Source organism: Bernardetia sp. MNP-M8 (assembly GCF_037126285.1).
In the GTDB taxonomy this organism is placed as follows: domain Bacteria; phylum Bacteroidota; class Bacteroidia; order Cytophagales; family Bernardetiaceae; genus Bernardetia.
Genome location: NZ_CP147012.1, coordinates 4,655,963 through 4,672,758, shown reverse-complemented (window position 1 = coordinate 4,672,758; position 16,796 = coordinate 4,655,963). Strand labels below are relative to the sequence as shown.

Here is a 16,796-nt window from a genome sequence, read left to right as displayed (position 1 = left end):
TTCATTTTTTTTCTTAAAAGAAATCATTCTTAACAATGTCAAATTCAAAATTTATCTTGCAGAAACGCAAATTATTTTTAATAGCTACGGATTTCAGAGTTAGAAGTAATCTAAGGCAAAAAACAAAATTTTTTTTGCCTTACGTAACATTTTGGTAAAGATTAAGTAATACCGAAATCTACACGAACCCACTTACACTATCAAAAACAGCGATTATGCCTTTAAAACACTTACATTGCTATTCAAAGGGTAGCGTATTCTTATACAAAAAACCGATTTTTTTTCTCAGTTTTTTTTCTCAATTTTGTTATCACAATCCACATACACGGAAAGATAACTACTAGCCTCTCTGTCTTTTTAAAAAAATCAGCAAGCATAACAAACTTTATTGATTTTCAAAAAAAATAATTTAAAAAGAGGGTAGTTTTTGCACCCCCAGTTTTTGGTAAAATTAAGTTTTTAATAAAAAATGGGTTAAGGAATTTTTGTCTTTATATAAAAAAAACCTTTATGAGATGAAGTGAAAATTTTGCTTCCAAACTCAGGTAAAGAAAAAGAAATTTAAGTTATAGATTTTATAATAGTAGAGCTACAAATTAAATTTTGTGGTTAGTTATCAAATCAAAAACGATAAACAGAAAATAAATAGTAAAAAAGTAAAGACAACTAAAAGAATAAATCAATATCAGTAAATAGAAACGAGAGGCAGTACTACTAGTAAAATCTTTAATCAGATTGCCTTTTCTAATCTTATTGATACTAAAGAAATTTGGATAGTGTGTGGAAATTTAGTTTTTTTAATTAATTATGGTATCACTTTCTCAACAAAATACGGCTATCTCATTGAACCCACACTCAACAAATAGTGGTGGCTACAAAGATTGTCAGACAGTTTGGCAGCAATGTTTGGAGGTAATAAAGTCTGAAATTCCAGAGCAGAGTTTCAAAACTTGGTTTATACCTGTCCGACCTTTGCGGTTGCGCCAAAATATTTTGACGATTCAAGTACCGAGCCTCTATTTTTACGAATTTTTAGAAGAACATTATGTTCTTGTACTCAGAAAAGCGATTATCGAACAATTAGGAACAAATGGAAAATTAGAATACTCTCTTCTTCCAGAAAAAAAACAAACACCTTTATTTGATAATTCGTTTGACGAAAGGATAGAATCAACAAATCAGAATCAGCAAGGTCAAGCAAAACAAAAAAATAATTTTAATTCTTCTTCTCATGTTTCCGAGAGTTATGGTCATGAAGGAGATAATTCTGAAACGACTTCTATTCAAACAAGTTTGTTTCAAAATCAGAATTCAACTCAGCAAAATAATAATCAAAAGGATATAGATTCAGACAATCCAATAGTTTTAAATGGCAATTCGAATTATGAAACGGCTACTTCTAGAAGCCAATTAAATAACTCAACTCAGCAATCTACTAGACAGGAATATAAACCAGAATATAAAAAAGAGCTAGAAAATAGAGTAGAAGCAAGACAACCAATTAGACAAGAAAATAATAGAACCCAACAAACTAGTACTACTAATCAGTTTGCACCACAGGTTCAGAAGTCGTCTAATTTTCAGTCTTCTACTTCACAGTCTTCTCAACAATATTATCAAAATCAGACTCAAAATCGAACAAGAGATGTTCAACAACAGTCTAATTTTCGTCCTGTCAAGACAACACAAGCACTACCTCACAATCTTAATCCAAGATATACCTTCGATACTTTTGTAGAAGGTGAGTGTAATAGTGTTGCTTTTGCAGCAGGTAGAGCAATTGCTAAAAATCCAGGAAGAACGAGTTTTCACCCTTTAGTTTTATATGGAGGTGTAGGTTTGGGCAAAACGCACTTAGCACATGCGATTGGCAACAAAATCTTAGAACATTATCCAGAAAAGCGAGTAGTTTATGTATCTGCCGACCAGTTTGCCAATGATTTTGTAGCTTCTGTACGTGAAAACGAAATTACGCAGTTTACCGAACAGTATTATCATTTAGATGTCTTGATTGTTGATGATATTCAGTTTTTGTGTGATAAGGTAAAGACTCAAGAGAGTTTTTTCCATATCTTCAATCACTTGCATAGTGCAGGCAAACAGATGATAATGACTAGCGATTGTGCGCCTGCTCAGATGAGAGGTTTGCAAGAACGACTACTTTCTCGTTTCAAATGGGGAGCAATCCTAGATTTGAAAGTTCCTGATGTAGAAACAAGAAAGGCAATTATTTATACGAAATTACAAGGATACGAATCGCAAGTTTCTCAAGATGTGATTGATTTTCTAGCAAAAAGTGTAACAACTAATGTTAGAGAACTAGAAGGTGTAATTACTTCTCTTTTAGCTAAATCTTCTTTGGCTGATATGAGTATTACACTAGACCTCGCTCGTCAAGCACTTGGCGCAGTTGTGGCACATCAAAACGAAACTCACGAACTTTCTATTGATGCAATTGAAGAAATTGTAGCAGCTTTTTTTCAAGTTACTTTAGAGCAACTCAAAGGAAAAACAAGAAAAAAAGAAATTGCAGTAGCTCGTCAGTTTGCGATGTATCTAACAAAAGAATATACTGATTTGCCTTTAAAAGCAATCGGTTGGCACTTTGGAAAAAGAGACCACAGCACAGTTATTCATGCTTGTAAAGTTGTTCCTATCAAGATGGAACAGGAAGAATCTTATAAAAAGACTTTTGATGAGATTATCAAGCGAATAGAACAACTTTAAAAACAAAGTTTTAATACATAAAAAAGCCAATAAGTTCTTTTCGTTCTTATTGGCTTTTTTATTTTATTCTATTATATGGTTATTTTTATTCTCTCCTTTGAAATAGGAATGGCTTAATTCAAAAATACCAAATGAATCTCGGTAAGCATTAAATATATTTTGAATATATTCCTGTTGATTTTGAGACATCATTTCATATATTTTTGATTTGATGCGTGGATATTCTTCAAAAATTTCTAATATATTAGCAAGAGGAAGAATATATAATTCTGTTACAGCATCACAACAAATTGCATTATATAATCGATGAGTTCCTTGCACTAAACAATTTTCTCCAAAAAACTCTCCTTTTGTAACCTTTCCTAACTCTTCAAATCGTTCTCCAACATCTAAGTCTAGTCGTATTTGACCTGATTTGACCATATAAAGTGCTTGGCTTGGATCATTTCTAAAAAAAACAATTTCATCTTTTGAATAATTTCTTAAATAAAGATTAGGTAGAAAAACCATTAATTCCTCATCAGTAAGGCAAGAAAAAATCAACATTTTTCTAAGAAAATCCATTAATTTTTTGTCTTGAGAAGAATATTTACGAGCAAATGGATTCCACATAGTAAAGTATGAAGTTAAAATTTAGAGGTGAGAGTTCAAATAGATAAATAGGAGTGAAGATTACGAAATTATTATTTCTAAAGTCAAAATTAACTAAAAATACGAAGTTAATTTTCAGTATTTTCTTGTATAAAAATTTCATTTGAAGTCAAATTAAGACATAGTAAATTTCCTAAAAACCATTTTTTAGTATAAACACATCCATTATCTAAACAAATTGAAGGAGCTTTTAAATTAATGTCTTGTAAAATATAATCCAAAAAAGTAGGGTTATGTCCAATAATAATAGTTTTATCATAAAAATGATTTTCTTTTTCTTTATCAGTAATTACAAAATCTCTTTTCCAAAGCATTGTTTCAAAATCTGAAAATGGATTATTAGTTTCTAAATTGAAGCCAGCATGAACTAAAAAGAAATTATCTAACTCATAGAAATAAGGCAAAGTAGAAACAAAATCATATTCTAATTGTGAGAATTCAGCAGTTTTATCCAAAAACTGACTTGTCTTTATTCCTTCGTAATCTTCAATAAACATTTGCTCATGATTTCCACGTAAAGGAAAAACTTGATAGCCATTTTCATCTTGATTTTCTTGCAGTTTTATAATCAAATCTAAAACTCCTTTGCTATCCTTTCCTTTATTAATATAATCTCCTAACAAAAAAAGTTGGTCATTTTTAGTTAATTTTATTTGATTTAATAAGGTTTTGAAAGTAGCCAAACAACCATGAATATCAGGAATAACTAACTGTCTTCCATCTGGGTTTTTAGAAATAAACTTTGAATATTTTGTATGTTCTAATTTCATTTATCTAAATTCTTCCTTTATTTGGGCGCACGCCAGTAGAGATAAATAGCAACTATACCAAAGATAATATTTGGAATCCAAGCTCCCACACGAGGGTCTAATGCTCCACTTTGTCCCAAACTTCTAGCTACTACTACAAACAAAATAAACACAAAAGCCAACACAAAGCCAAGTGCAATATTAAAACTTGTTCCTTGTCTTGTTTTTTTAGAAGAAACTACCACCCCCATCAAGGTAAGAATAATAATAGCAAAAGGAGATGCATAACGCTGATATTTTTCTACATAATAGATTCCTAGCTCAAGAGCTGTGCCTCTTGCTTTTTGTTCTGCAATATATTCATCTATTTCTGGCAAAGTTAGGGTTTCATTGTATCTATATTTACTCTCAAAATCTTTTGGTAGAAGTCCCATAAGAGTGTCCATATCTTTTCCTCTAAGAATTAACTCTCGTTCTGCAAAAAAAGTATGTATTTTGTAATCGTCTATGTGCCATGTTTGTTTTAAGGTATCCCAAGTAATATTTTCAGCAGATAGTTTTTCTACTAATTTTCTATTTTCTATACGTTCTATTGTAAATTTTCGTCCATTAAAGGTATTATTATTATAACTTTGAAGATATACATAGGTATTCGAATCTATCTTTGAATGTACATTTCGCTCATCAAAAGAAAAAGGTTTTTTGACATAAGCCGTTTCGAAGGCTATCTTTATTTTATTAGCACGAGGAATAACCCAACCATTCAAATAAAATGAAAAAATTGCGATAATACTCGCTCCAATCATATAAGGCACAAACAATCTCAAATAACTCATTCCACCACTCAGCATAGCTATAATTTCGGTACGTCCTGCCATACGAGAAGTTACAAACACAGTTGTAATAAAGACCATCAAAGGCGTAATAAGTCCGATGATGTGCATAATGAAGTTAGAATAATATTCTACCACAATCTGCTTAAAGGTTAAAGAATGTTTGATAAAATCGTCACTTTTTTCGCTATAATCAATCGCACAAATAACTGCTAAGATTACCAAAACGACAAAAACGTAAGTGGTAAGAAATTTTTTAAGAATATATTTGTCTAGTATTTTCACTCTAGTTGTTTGATTTTTAGAATCCAAATCCTAAGCATTTTTAAGTATCTTAGCTTTGGATAAAATATTTGTATTATAATTTTACTACAAACTTACAATTTTGAAAGATAACAATTTAATCAAAATCTAATTTTCTAACAGTTTTAAAGATATTTTAAAAATAAATGATGTTTTTATAGCTCTATTTATACTGATAGCATTTTCAATAAGACTCGTTTTTTTATGTCTAATAAATAATTGTTATGTTATTTTGCACAAAAGCTCTTGATTGGAATACGACCTTGATAAATAAAAATAATTATATTCTTTTGAAATAAGGAATTAAGAATCAAAAAAAAATTACGACCTTTGCAGGCAAATAGCTACCTCTCCTCTTGTATTTATTGTTGTAGTCGTTTTTTTATAGTTTATCATGGATTATTAATTGTTATTACTTGCTATGAAAGTTGTTGAAAAAATTGATGAGCTTAGAACATCTTTAACATCGTATTCAAAATCAGAAAAAACGATTGGTTTTGTGCCTACTATGGGTGCACTTCACAAAGGACATATTTCGCTTATCAAAACAGCAAAAAAGAAATCAGACTTTGTAGTGTGTAGTATTTTTGTGAATCCTCTTCAATTTAATAACACAGGCGATTTTACAAATTATCCTATTTCTTTAGAGAAAGATATAAAAATGTTAGAAAAAGCAGGCTGCGATTTGCTTTTCTTGCCAAATTCTGATACTATGTATCAGAGTCCTGTCCGTACAAAGATGAATTTTGATGGATTAGATAATGTAATGGAAGGAAAACATCGACAAGGACATTTTAATGGAGTAGGAATTGTGGTGGCAAAATTATTTAATTTAGTACAACCTAATCACGCCTTTTTCGGACAAAAAGACCTCCAACAATTTGCTATTATTCAGCAAATGGTAACTGATTTATCGTTTCCTATCAAGCTTTATTGCTGTCCTATCAAAAGAGAAGAAGACGGACTGGCGATGTCTTCAAGAAATAGAAGGTTAGACGAAGATCAAAGGGTTATTGCTCCTAAAATATATGAAAGTCTTATTTTGACCAAAAAAATGCTTAAAAAAGGAGAATCTGTAGAAAAATCACAGCGAGCAGGCATTTCTCATTTAGATAAATACAAAGAGTTCGAAACTGAATATTTGGAAATTATAGATGCAACTACTCTACAACCTTTAGATTCTAAATTAAAATTAAAAAAATTAGATACTAGCACAAAAATTGCAATTTGTGTCGCTGCAAAACTAGGAGAAATACGACTGATTGATAATATTATTATTGATTGATTTGAAAGTTATTGTTCGCCCACAAGAGCAAATCATTTTTTTATCAAAATCAGAATAGTACCAAATCATTAAGAAATTACAACTTAAACATTAATAAATTCGTATAATTAAGCAGAAACTATTAAAATCCTTTCAAAAAAAGATTTCTTTTTTTGTTATTTTAATCAAAAAACAACTATGTTATTACAAATATTCAAATCAAAGATACATTGCGTTAAGATTACACAAGCCGAACTAAATTATGTAGGCAGCATTACCATAGATGAAGAATTGATGGAAGCTGCTAATTTATATGAAGGTGAGCGTGTACAAATTGTAAATAATAATAACGGAGAACGCATCGAAACTTATGTCATTCGTGGTGAGCGTGGAACAGGTACAATTTGTTTAAATGGTGCTGCTGCTCGTAGAGCACAAGTTGGAGATGTTGTAATTATTATTTCATACGCTCTCATGACACACGATGAAGCAAAGGCTCACAAACCAACGATTATATTTCCAAACGAAAATAATCGTTTGAATTAGAATAATACAAAACTGATTTTTTATATATACACTCTATTTTATAATGTCATTGTTAGTTTTTGAACAAAGCAACACGAGCATTATAAAATAGAGTATGTTTTTTTTAGAAGTTTGGAGAAAGTAAATATTGAGAATAAAAATCATCAATTACTTTTACAGCTTCATCTGCAGTATCTACAATGCTGATTAGATCTAAGTCTACTGCACTTACGTTTTTCTCTTTTTCAAGAACAGTCGTTTTTATCCAGTCCATTAATCCAGACCAAAAATCTTTACCTACCAAAACAATAGGAAAACGAGCTATTTTTTTTGTTTGAATAAGTGTGTAGGCTTCAAAAAGCTCATCTAATGTTCCCAAACCACCAGGCATTACGATAAAGCCTTGAGAATATTTTACAAACATAACTTTGCGCACAAAGAAATAATCAAAGTTGATAAGTTTGTCTAAGTCAATATACGCATTTGCACCTTGTTCAAAAGGCAAAACAATATTCAAACCAACAGATTTACCTTTTTCTGCTCTTGCGCCTTTATTACCAGCTTCCATAATACCAGGGCCACCACCTGTAATTACACCATAACCATGGCGTACTAATTTAGCTGCAATTTCTTCAGTTAATTTGTAATATTTATGGTCTGGAGAAGTACGAGCAGAACCAAAAATAGAAACACAAGGTCCTATACGAGCTAGTTTTTCAAACCCTTCTACAAATTCTGCCATTACTTTAAAGATAACCCAAGAGTTTGCTGATTTTATTTCACTCCAATCTCGTTTCTGAAAAGCTCTAACTAATCGTTTTTCTTCTTCTGTTTTACCTTCTAATATATCTTTTGCATTCGTATTTCCATCCATATCATTCAAATCTGGTTGATATGGCTTTTCAGATTTTCCTTCGTTTGAAATAGATTCAGAAGTAAGTTTTTGTTTTTTTATTGGTTCGTTTTGATTTTCTTCGTAAGGCATTTTAATAATTCGTTTAATTAAATAGTTTTGTTAAATGAGTAGTTTTAATGATTAAATACTCTGCAATACTGCTTTTTTATTTTGATTTATATATTTATCAAGTTTTTAAACAGAACGGCTAATATACGGAAAGTAATTTTAAAACAAAATATAAAATGAATTGAGTATCTATTTTACAGAATCAATTGTTGTTATTTTTAGACGTGTAACACAGTAAAATTATGGAATTTAGCAACAGCCATCTAAACTAACTTATCATCACAAATTACAAAAATCACTATTATGATTCAGAAAATTAAAGAAACCTGTCTTTACGTAACCAATTTAGACAAAACACAAGAATTTTATCACAATAAACTAGAATTGCCTATCATTAGCAGAAAAGAAGATGCTTTTATATTTTTTAGAGTTGGCACGGATGTTCTTTTATGTTTTATAAATGAATATGCAAAAAATCAAGAAAATCTACCTCCTCATTTTGCAACAGGAAAAATACATTTTGCTTTTGAAGTAAAGGTAGAAGACTATCAGATGTGGAAAAACAAAATAGAAAATCTACAAATCAAAATAACACATGAACAAGAATGGAAAAACGGATTACTTTCTTTTTACTTTGAAGACCCTGATGGACATGTTTTAGAGATAGTAAGTGCAGGAATATGGGATTAAATTTATTCAAAACAAATCTTTTATATTAATTTTACGTATTTTATAAGACAAAATATAAGCATCACCATTATTTACCCAAACTTCCTACTTATGAATATAGAAAAAACAGCAGAAACAGGAAATGAGAATAAGAAAGATATTATTTCTTGGGACAAGATAAAAAGTTTTGATTTTAATAAGCCTATTACAGATTATGGATTTGTAACTCGTTTGGCTGATGAGAATAAATGGACAAAAAACTTCACAGATAAAGCCATTTTGGAGTATAAAAAATTTATGTATCTAGCTGCAACGGCTGGAACAATGGTTTCACCTTCTGAAATTGTGGATATTGTTTGGCATCAACATTTGATTTTTACTGAATCTTATAATGAGTTTTGTAATCTATTAGGGAAAAAAATCCAACATATTCCTTCGACTCATAATAAAGCTGAATTTGAAAAATTCAAAAATGCAAAGGAAAATACTACAAAACTCTACGAAAAACAGTTTGGAAAACAACCTAAAAGTATTTGGGAATATCACACCATGTATCAACCTTTAGGGTTAAAAGAATCTACTACCACACCAGAAAAAATTGTTACGCTAGGTGCTGTTATTTCCTTGATAGTTCTTATTCCCCTTCATTTTTTGATACAGCCTTTTTATAGTGAGATAAATGGAATGGAGTTTTTTGTATTTTATATTCCTTTGATTGTAATAACTGCCATCGCATTAAATTCTTTTAATAGTTCTTATCTAAGAAATATTTTGAAAAGTTGGTCAGAGGATGTTTTTATTAATGATTTATCTATTTCAGAAATTATTTACTTAAAAAAAGGAAAGAAAAACGATGTTGTGCATTATGCTGTCAATAAATTGATAAAAAACAAGGGAATAAAAGTAGATAGTAAAAATGCAATAAAAATTGGTAAGAATCTAAATCCTAAATCAGTAGAGGAATATATAATTTTTGATTCGCTCACAAGTCTTTCAGCTACTTCCGACGAGGTGTATTATCCAGCCCTTTTAAAGGAACTTACCAATAAAGAAGTTTTCCGAAATACCTATCAAGCGATGGATGAGTTTATAGCAACAATAAAATATTCAAAACGTTTCACAAAGCTATTTTTGATAAATTATATAGTTATTTCGGCTATTATGATTATTGGTTGCATTCGTCTTTTTATGGGAATTTCTAACAATAGACCTTTTCTATTTATAGCTATTTTGTTAGTTGCTCTTCTTATTGGAAGTATTATTTATTTGAATGGCTTATCTAAAAAAATGGCTCGGGATATTGTACCAAATTTTTATAAAAATACAGTTATTCCTCAAAAATATGGAAAGAAAATTAGTAATGATAAAACACATGAATGGAGCTATATTTATGTAGGCAGTGCTATTTTTGATGATTCGTTTACTCCTTTAGTAACTTACACAGACAAAAATAATTCTTCGTTTAGTAGTGATGGTGGTTCTTGTGGAAGTAGCTGTGGTAGCTCTTGTGGGTCTAGTTGTGGAAGTAGCTGTGGTTCTTCATGTGGAGGAGGTTGTGGTGGCTGTGGAGGATAGGAATTACAAATCTCCTCTTAAAATTTTAAAAAGCACAAAGAAATTTGTGTTTTTTTTGTTGATTCTATAAAAACAAAAAATGCTTTAAAACAGAAATAATAACAACCTTTGTTAAACAATTTGATAGCACATAAAATTTGATGAGTTTCAAATTGTTTAATAACTTATTTTAATTACCAATCCAAGAGCTATGAGCTTAACAACTGAGAATAAAAAAGAATTAATTCAAAAATCAAAAACTAGTATTTTTAAAGCCGTTTTTCCAAATACTACTAATCATTATGATACTCTTTTTGGAGGAACAGCTATGCAAATGATGGACGAAGTGGCATTTATTACAGCTACTCGTTTTTCTCGTAAAAAAGTAGTTACAGTTTCTTCTGACCGTATTGATTTTAAAGTGCCTATTGCAGCAGGAACAATTATCGAACTTATTGGAGAAGTTTCAAGAGTAGGAAATACAAGTCTTGATGTAACAGTAGAAATTTTTATAGAAGAAATGTATTCTGAAAAAAGAGAACAAGCCATTACAGGAAGTTTTAGTTTTGTAGCTATAGACGAAAACAAAAAACCTACTCCTATTTTTTAAAGTCTATTGGGAAGTAAAAAATATGTATCAACAAACATAAAAAAGAGGCTGATCTTTGTGAACAGCCTCTTTTTTATTCTATACTTTTGACAAAAGCTAGTTACTTTTTTGTTAAAGATTAAATTCCAGCTTTTTTGAGTGCTTCTGTAAGTTTAGGAACTACATCAAAAGCATCTCCTACCACACCATAATCAGCCGATTTGAAGAAAGGAGCTTCTGAATCTTTATTGATTACAACAATAGTTTTAGAAGAATTTACACCTGCTAAATGCTGAATTGCACCCGAAATACCAACTGCAATATACAACGAAGGAGCAACTTTGATTCCTGTCTGACCTACGTGTTCGTGGTGAGGTCTCCAGTCCATATCTGAAACTGGTTTCGAACAAGCTGTTGCAGCATGTAATTCATTTGCTAAATTTTCAATCATTCCCCAGTTTTCAGGACCTTTCAAGCCACGACCAGCAGAAACAACCAAATCAGCTTCTGGCAATAAAATATCACCTTCTTGTTTTTTTACATCTGTTACTTTTACAGCAAAATCTTTAGCTCCATATTCTGGGCTAAATGCTTCTACAGTAGCTGAACCACCTACAGAATCATCAATTGCAAGTGCATTTTTAGCAATTGTAAGCACTTTATTTTCACCTTCTAATTTTGTATCTGCAAATGCTTTTCCTGTGAAAACACCTCTACGAACTACAAAACCATTATCAGTTTGAGGAAGAGCAACTACATTTGAAGCAACAGTTGCTTTCATTTTTACACCTACTCGTGGTGCTGCTGCATCCACAGTAGAAGAACGAGACATCACTACTACATTTGCGCCTGCTTTACTAGCTGCACTAGCAATAGCACTAGCAATAGCACTAACAGGACGAGTAGAAAGTTTATCATCACTTACTTGTAAAACAGTTTTTACACCATATTTTCCAAGTTCTTCCAAATTTTCGGCTTTATCTGTAACTAAAGCAGTTACATCGCCTGCATTCATTTTGGCAGCATACGTCAAAGCCTCTAAAGAAGACTTTTTTACTGCATTGTTATCTGCTTCTATATATACTAAAACTGACATCGTTTTATTTGTTTATTTTTATAATTGAATTTGTGATGTCGTTGGTGAGACACCAACAACGGCGAGAAGAAAAAATACAAATAACGTCATTGTAAAAAAAGAGTATGATTCGTAATTCGTAATTTTTAATTCGTAATTGATTTAGAGTACCTTTGCTTCTTCTTTCAAAAGACGTACAAGTTCGTCCATATTATCAGCATCAATCATTTTTACATTCCCACGAGAAGGAGGAAGTTCGAAATTTACGATTTCTGTTGGTGCTGACTCAGTTGTAGGTTCAATTACTTCTAAAGGTTTTTTACGTGCCATCATAATACCACGCATATTAGGAATTTTCCATTCTGCAATTGGCTCTTGACAACCTGCTACAAATGGCATCTCACACTCTACATATTCTTTTCCACCTTCAATTTCACGACCCATTTTAGCAATATTTCCTTCTACTTCTAAAGTCATACAAGGAACAATACAAGGCATATCTAACATTTCGGCAACCATTCCGTGAACCTGTCCACCATTATAATCACTGGCTTCACGTCCCATCAAAATCATATCAAAATTTTTGTCTTTTGCATAAGCTGCAATTTGCTCAGCTACAAAATAAGCATCTTTTGGATGTGCATTAATACGAACAGCATCATCTGCTCCAATAGCTAAAGCTTTACGAATAGTAGGTTCTGTATCTGCTTCGCCTACATTAAGGACAGTAAGTTTTCCTCCACTTGCATCTTTAAGCTCTACGGCACGAGCAAGAGCATAATCATCATAAGGACCAATAATAAACTGTACGCCGTTTTTATCTAATTCTGTACCAGTAAATTTAATTTTTGTTGTTGTGTCGGGTACATGACAAATGCAAACTAATATATTCATATAAAGAGATTGGTAAAAAGAAGTAAAAAATGAATAATTCCTTTTATCTAATTTTTTAACTAGATTCTTTGAAACTAACTATAAAAGGAATGATTAAGAAAATTGTTTGGAATGTGTGTGAATCTGCTGCGAATATACGGCATGTTCTTTAAAAGCGCAATTTTGTAATAGATTGTTCTATAAAAATGATTATTATATTTTGTCTTGACCTATTTCATCTAAAACATTCAAAATAGTATAAGTTTGAAAATAATGAACTTAATATTTTGCAGCAAAATCATTCAATAATTTATTGTCTATCAGTTTTATAATTTCTCTAGCTGTCTGTGAATCAGGACTTTCATTTCTATAAACTGTTTTCAAACTATCTGTTGCTTTTTCGCTGTATTCTCTACCACAAGGAGTATCTAGGCTTGCACCATTTTTTATAAGTAACTCTAAACAAGCAATAAAATCTTCATTTATTTCCATAGGAAAATCAATTATTTTTTGTTCGTATTTGCCATAAATAGCATAAAAAAGAGGTGTATGTGTAATTTTATAAGGTGTTGACTTTGGATTTTTGTAAGTAAATTTTTTCTCTATTTCTGCGCCATTTTCTACTAGAAATCTTACCATATCTATATCTCCTATTTTTGAAGAGTATGCTAAAAAAGGATACGGACAGCCATAATTTACTGAAATAGATTCATCTAAAATCATCTCCTTTATTACTGCTGTATTCCCACTAGTATAATCTCTACAAGTAGTTTCTCTTTTATAGGTTGTAATACCTAAATAGCCAATCATTCCAAATATACCTATAAATATAGATGCAATAATACTAATAGCTACAATTTTTGTTATGTTATCGCCCATTATTTTAATTTATTTTTAATCAATAAATCCTTACCCAATAGAGATTGAATAAGGATTTATTGTTGTTTTATATCTCTATTTTAAAAGATAAAAATTATCTAATTCCGTGTGACCATTTTATCATAAGAGGAGAAAGAATAAGAGCCAAAATAGCAAAACCAATAGCTGCAAATCCTACTTGTGAGAATACAGTAGAATAGGTATAAAGTTTTTCCATTCCTTCACTGAAATTACCAGCTTGTTCTGCTGTAACTCCTGTAATCATTTCTACCAATCCATCTATAAAAGTAGGTTCTACGGCTGCCTGAGTTCCTTCTGTTTTGCCACCTGTTGTTAGTGTAGCAATGATTCCTGCAATATGGTGAGCAAAGGCAGAAGATAAGAACCAAACTCCCATCATAAATCCTACAAATTGTTTTGGTGTAAGTTCAGTTACTTTAGAAAGACCAACTGGAGAAATAAATAGCTCACCTGTTGTCATTAATAAATAACCCAAAATCAAAAATATCATAGGTACTTGTGCGCTTTCATTTACAAAACGAATAGAAAGAGCAAAAATCAAAAATCCTAATCCTAATTGAGCAATTCCTAAAGCAAATTTAATAGGTGTATAAGGGTTCATTTTGCGTTTGGAAAGGGCTACCCACATTATAGAAAATGGAATTGCAAACATGATAATGAAAATAGCATTAATAGAGTTGGTTTGAGCTGCATTCATCCATACTAAATCTACACTGTACTTTGCAAAAAGTGTAAGCGAACTACCACTTTGCTCAAAGAATGACCAGAAAACAGTAATAAAGAAGGTAAGCAAAGAAACTACAAAAACTCGTTGAGCTTCTTGTCTAGAAACACTTATCATAATATAGATTATATAAGCAATCGAAACAGCCAATGCACCATATAAAATCCAAGAAACATATTCATTTTCCCAAACTAAAAATGTAAAAATAGGCACAGACATAAAAGCAAGTACATATACAACTGATTCAACCATTTTTGAAACTGTTCCTTTTCCATTAGGTGGATAACCTTGATTGCCAAAAACACCTTTACGCATTCCGTCCCAAAAGAATATCAGACCTGCAAGCATTCCTACTCCTGCAGCTCCAAAACCCCAATGGTAACCAAACTCCACAGCTAACCAACCACAAAATAAAGGTGCGATAGCAGCACCAAGATTAATACCCATATAGAAAATCGTAAAACCTCCATCACGACGTGGGTCGCCTTCTTGATAAAGTGTTCCTACAAATGAGGAAATATTTGGTTTAAAAAAGCCATTTCCTACAATAATAAGAGCTAGAGCAATATAAAAAGCATATGTACTTTCAATAGCCAGCACAAAATGACCTATTGCCATCAAAGCTCCTCCAAGCATAATTGCTTTTCTGTAACCGAGTAATTTATCAGCTATCATTCCACCAACAAAAGGTGTCGCATAAACTAAAGCTCCATAAGCAGCATACACTACAAAGGATAATTCTTCACCATTTGGAAGCCCATTAAATAGGACATCAGTCATGTAAAGAACTAATAAAGCACGCATTCCGTAGAAACTAAAACGTTCCCACATTTCTGCAAAAAATAGATAAAAAAGTCCTTTTGGGTGTCCAAACATTTCTTGCAATTCTCCGTCGAATGCATCTTTGTTTGGTTTAGCTGGTATTCCTTCTGTTGCCATAAAATTGGTATTGGTGTGTTTATTATGAGTAAATAATTTATTTTTAGTATTTTTGAAAATACGTCTTTCAATACTGCGAATTTATGAATTTATAATGAATAATTTTGAAACAATTATAGATTATAAGAGAATCAAGGGAAAAATAAACATAATTCATTCTTTATCAGTAAGAAAATAATCTAAGCAAGATAAACAAAATCAGTATGTTTTGCTCAAATAGGTCAGATACTTTAATTATATTTACGTTTGCTTAACAAAACAGCTCTTTTAAAATTAACTTTGCATGCTATCAGTAATATAACTATTTATTGACTTAGGAAGTGGTTAATTATTTCCTTACAAATAAATAAAATGTATTTTTACTGGTAACTATTTACTGATAACTGGTAACTGAAAAACTTATGTTCGATTTTGATTTTCGCTTCTTAAATATAAATAATAAACCAACTTCTTATTTTGATAAACAAGGTTCTATCGAACAAGAGGGTATTTATTTTGATGGAGAATTACTTGCTTTTTCGGAGCTTCAAGAAGTAGTACGCTATCGAAATCGTCTTTCATTTATTATCAAAGCAGGAGAAAGAACAGCAGTAGATGAGTTTCTGCTACCTGATTTTAATGGTTTTATGATTCGTGTAGATGAAGAAGAAGCCTTTGATATAAAAAGCCAGATTGATAGGAAATATACAGAACTGCAAGTAGAAGAACGCAAAAAGGAACTAAAGGCGCAGGACGAACTACATAATTTTAGAAAAGCTGAATGTCCCACTTGTAGAAGTCATTTAGACTTATCCTATTTGAAACCCACAAAGTATATTTTTTGTAGATATTGTGATTCCATTTTTAATAAATATGGTAACTATACAGATTTGAATGATTACAAAATTTGTCCTGTTTGTAATTATTATAATCGAATTCAGGTTACACCAAAAGTAGAATTCTATTTTTATGGAAAAGAAGATAAAGCCTTTTCTTTTGAAAAAACATATCAATGCGATAGTTGTACAGAAAGAGAATTGCGTCCTCGTTTTTGGAAAAATGTACCTTTCATTATTGGTGCATTTGCTGATTTTGCAGCCAAAAACAAAATAGAAACTGATATTGATTCTTCTTATGCCGAACTTACCAAAGCAAATCTATTAGGATACACAGGACAAATAGAAGAAGCAAAGCCACTTTATGAAACGATGTTTTTGTATGTAAAAGACCAACCAGGAGTGCTTTATGATTTTGGAAAAGCCTATTTAGATACAGCTTTATTGCTCTTGGACGAGGCAGAGTTTACAGGTGATGAACAAGCATTAATTTATATAAGAGAAGCTGTTCGTTGGCTTTCTCGTTCTTTAAAAATGTGTTCAAATTATCTGCCTGCAATCAAACTTTTTGAAGACAATGAAGAGTTGGAGTATGAAATAGAGGATGATGAATACGAAGATGATTATTAAATGCAAATTAGG

General features: G+C 31.0%; 15 protein-coding genes. 7 read left to right on the top strand and 8 right to left on the bottom strand.

The genetic code is table 11. The features are described from left to right. Window positions 1-807: 807 nt before the first annotated feature. Window positions 808-2,727: a chromosomal replication initiator protein DnaA gene (gene dnaA, locus V9L04_RS18905; protein WP_338791485.1), complete on the top strand. Its 1,920-nt coding sequence runs from the start codon at window positions 808-810 to the stop codon at window positions 2,725-2,727. Between the two features lie 63 nt (window positions 2,728-2,790). On the opposite strand, the gene V9L04_RS18900 is transcribed toward dnaA, so the two are convergent. From V9L04_RS18900 to V9L04_RS18890, 3 genes are all read right to left on the bottom strand, one after another. Then, the gene (locus V9L04_RS18900; RefSeq protein ID WP_338791483.1) at window positions 2,791-3,339 is read right to left on the bottom strand and encodes a cyclic nucleotide-binding domain-containing protein; all 549 of its coding nucleotides are present in this window, start codon (window positions 3,337-3,339) and stop codon (window positions 2,791-2,793) included. A 107-nt stretch (window positions 3,340-3,446) separates the two neighbouring features. Continuing rightward, entirely contained in the window at window positions 3,447-4,148 is a 702-nt protein-coding gene (locus tag V9L04_RS18895; RefSeq protein ID WP_338791482.1) for a metallophosphoesterase family protein, read from the bottom strand. A gap of 17 nt (window positions 4,149-4,165) precedes the next feature. Then, window positions 4,166-5,272: an LptF/LptG family permease gene (locus tag V9L04_RS18890; RefSeq protein ID WP_338791481.1), complete on the bottom strand. Its 1,107-nt coding sequence runs from the start codon at window positions 5,270-5,272 to the stop codon at window positions 4,166-4,168. A 412-nt stretch (window positions 5,273-5,684) separates the two neighbouring features. Here V9L04_RS18890 and panC point away from each other — a divergent pair, with 412 nt between their 5' ends. Continuing rightward, window positions 5,685-6,548 carry a pantoate--beta-alanine ligase gene (gene panC, locus V9L04_RS18885; RefSeq protein ID WP_338791480.1) on the top strand — a complete coding sequence of 288 codons (864 nt, stop codon included), beginning with the start codon at window positions 5,685-5,687 and terminating at the stop codon, window positions 6,546-6,548. 177 nt (window positions 6,549-6,725) lie between these two features. Continuing rightward, window positions 6,726-7,073 carry an aspartate 1-decarboxylase gene (gene panD / locus V9L04_RS18880; protein ID WP_338791479.1) on the top strand — a complete coding sequence of 116 codons (348 nt, stop codon included), beginning with the start codon at window positions 6,726-6,728 and terminating at the stop codon, window positions 7,071-7,073. A 103-nt stretch (window positions 7,074-7,176) separates the two neighbouring features. Here the strand turns inward: panD and V9L04_RS18875 are convergent, their stop codons facing one another. After that, window positions 7,177-7,926, bottom strand: a complete 750-nt coding sequence (locus V9L04_RS18875) for a TIGR00730 family Rossman fold protein (protein WP_338794214.1) — start codon at window positions 7,924-7,926, stop codon at window positions 7,177-7,179. 393 nt (window positions 7,927-8,319) lie between these two features. Here V9L04_RS18875 and V9L04_RS18870 point away from each other — a divergent pair, with 393 nt between their 5' ends. The 3 genes from V9L04_RS18870 to V9L04_RS18860 all read left to right on the top strand — a co-directional run bounded on the left by V9L04_RS18870 (window position 8,320) and on the right by V9L04_RS18860 (window position 10,849). Continuing rightward, on the top strand, window positions 8,320-8,706 hold the full coding sequence (locus tag V9L04_RS18870; protein WP_338791478.1) for a VOC family protein: 387 nt from the start codon (window positions 8,320-8,322) through the stop codon (window positions 8,704-8,706). 90 nt (window positions 8,707-8,796) lie between these two features. After that, the gene (locus V9L04_RS18865) at window positions 8,797-10,260 is read left to right on the top strand and encodes a hypothetical protein (RefSeq protein ID WP_338791477.1); all 1,464 of its coding nucleotides are present in this window, start codon (window positions 8,797-8,799) and stop codon (window positions 10,258-10,260) included. 190 nt (window positions 10,261-10,450) lie between these two features. Then, a complete protein-coding gene (locus V9L04_RS18860; RefSeq protein ID WP_338791476.1) occupies window positions 10,451-10,849 on the top strand; it encodes an acyl-CoA thioesterase in 399 nt (132 codons plus the stop codon). Between the two features lie 118 nt (window positions 10,850-10,967). Here V9L04_RS18860 and V9L04_RS18855 read toward each other — a convergent pair whose 3' ends face one another. The 4 genes from V9L04_RS18855 to V9L04_RS18840 form a co-directional block, all read right to left on the bottom strand. Further along, a complete protein-coding gene (locus tag V9L04_RS18855) occupies window positions 10,968-11,924 on the bottom strand; it encodes an electron transfer flavoprotein subunit alpha/FixB family protein (RefSeq protein WP_338791475.1) in 957 nt (318 codons plus the stop codon). A gap of 141 nt (window positions 11,925-12,065) precedes the next feature. Continuing rightward, window positions 12,066-12,797: an electron transfer flavoprotein subunit beta/FixA family protein gene (locus tag V9L04_RS18850; protein ID WP_338791474.1), complete on the bottom strand. Its 732-nt coding sequence runs from the start codon at window positions 12,795-12,797 to the stop codon at window positions 12,066-12,068. Window positions 12,798-13,055: 258 nt separating this feature from the next. Next, entirely contained in the window at window positions 13,056-13,655 is a 600-nt protein-coding gene (locus V9L04_RS18845; RefSeq protein WP_338791473.1) for a hypothetical protein, read from the bottom strand. Between the two features lie 94 nt (window positions 13,656-13,749). After that, the gene (locus V9L04_RS18840; protein WP_338791472.1) at window positions 13,750-15,339 is read right to left on the bottom strand and encodes a peptide MFS transporter; all 1,590 of its coding nucleotides are present in this window, start codon (window positions 15,337-15,339) and stop codon (window positions 13,750-13,752) included. 401 nt (window positions 15,340-15,740) lie between these two features. On the opposite strand from V9L04_RS18840, the gene V9L04_RS18835 reads away from it, so the two are divergent. After that, complete coding sequence (locus V9L04_RS18835; protein ID WP_338791471.1) at window positions 15,741-16,784, top strand: hypothetical protein; 1,044 nt, start codon at window positions 15,741-15,743, stop codon at window positions 16,782-16,784. Window positions 16,785-16,796: the final 12 nt, after the last annotated feature.

Bases quoted from the DNA above. Each gene is read 5' to 3' on its own strand.
- dnaA (WP_338791485.1), top strand. From the start codon at position 808: ATGGTATCACTTTCTCAACAAAATACGGCTATCTCATTGAACCCACAC.
- V9L04_RS18850 (WP_338791474.1), bottom strand. From the start codon at position 12,797: ATGAATATATTAGTTTGCATTTGTCATGTACCCGACACAACAACAAAA.
- panD (WP_338791479.1), top strand. From the start codon at position 6,726: ATGTTATTACAAATATTCAAATCAAAGATACATTGCGTTAAGATTACA.
- V9L04_RS18900 (WP_338791483.1), bottom strand. From the start codon at position 3,339: ATGTGGAATCCATTTGCTCGTAAATATTCTTCTCAAGACAAAAAATTA.
- V9L04_RS18860 (WP_338791476.1), top strand. From the start codon at position 10,451: ATGAGCTTAACAACTGAGAATAAAAAAGAATTAATTCAAAAATCAAAA.
- V9L04_RS18865 (WP_338791477.1), top strand. From the start codon at position 8,797: ATGAATATAGAAAAAACAGCAGAAACAGGAAATGAGAATAAGAAAGAT.
- V9L04_RS18855 (WP_338791475.1), bottom strand. From the start codon at position 11,924: ATGTCAGTTTTAGTATATATAGAAGCAGATAACAATGCAGTAAAAAAG.
- panC (WP_338791480.1), top strand. From the start codon at position 5,685: ATGAAAGTTGTTGAAAAAATTGATGAGCTTAGAACATCTTTAACATCG.
- V9L04_RS18845 (WP_338791473.1), bottom strand. From the start codon at position 13,655: ATGGGCGATAACATAACAAAAATTGTAGCTATTAGTATTATTGCATCT.
- V9L04_RS18875 (WP_338794214.1), bottom strand. From the start codon at position 7,926: ATGGATGGAAATACGAATGCAAAAGATATATTAGAAGGTAAAACAGAA.
- V9L04_RS18840 (WP_338791472.1), bottom strand. From the start codon at position 15,339: ATGGCAACAGAAGGAATACCAGCTAAACCAAACAAAGATGCATTCGAC.
- V9L04_RS18835 (WP_338791471.1), top strand. From the start codon at position 15,741: ATGTTCGATTTTGATTTTCGCTTCTTAAATATAAATAATAAACCAACT.
- V9L04_RS18895 (WP_338791482.1), bottom strand. From the start codon at position 4,148: ATGAAATTAGAACATACAAAATATTCAAAGTTTATTTCTAAAAACCCA.
- V9L04_RS18870 (WP_338791478.1), top strand. From the start codon at position 8,320: ATGATTCAGAAAATTAAAGAAACCTGTCTTTACGTAACCAATTTAGAC.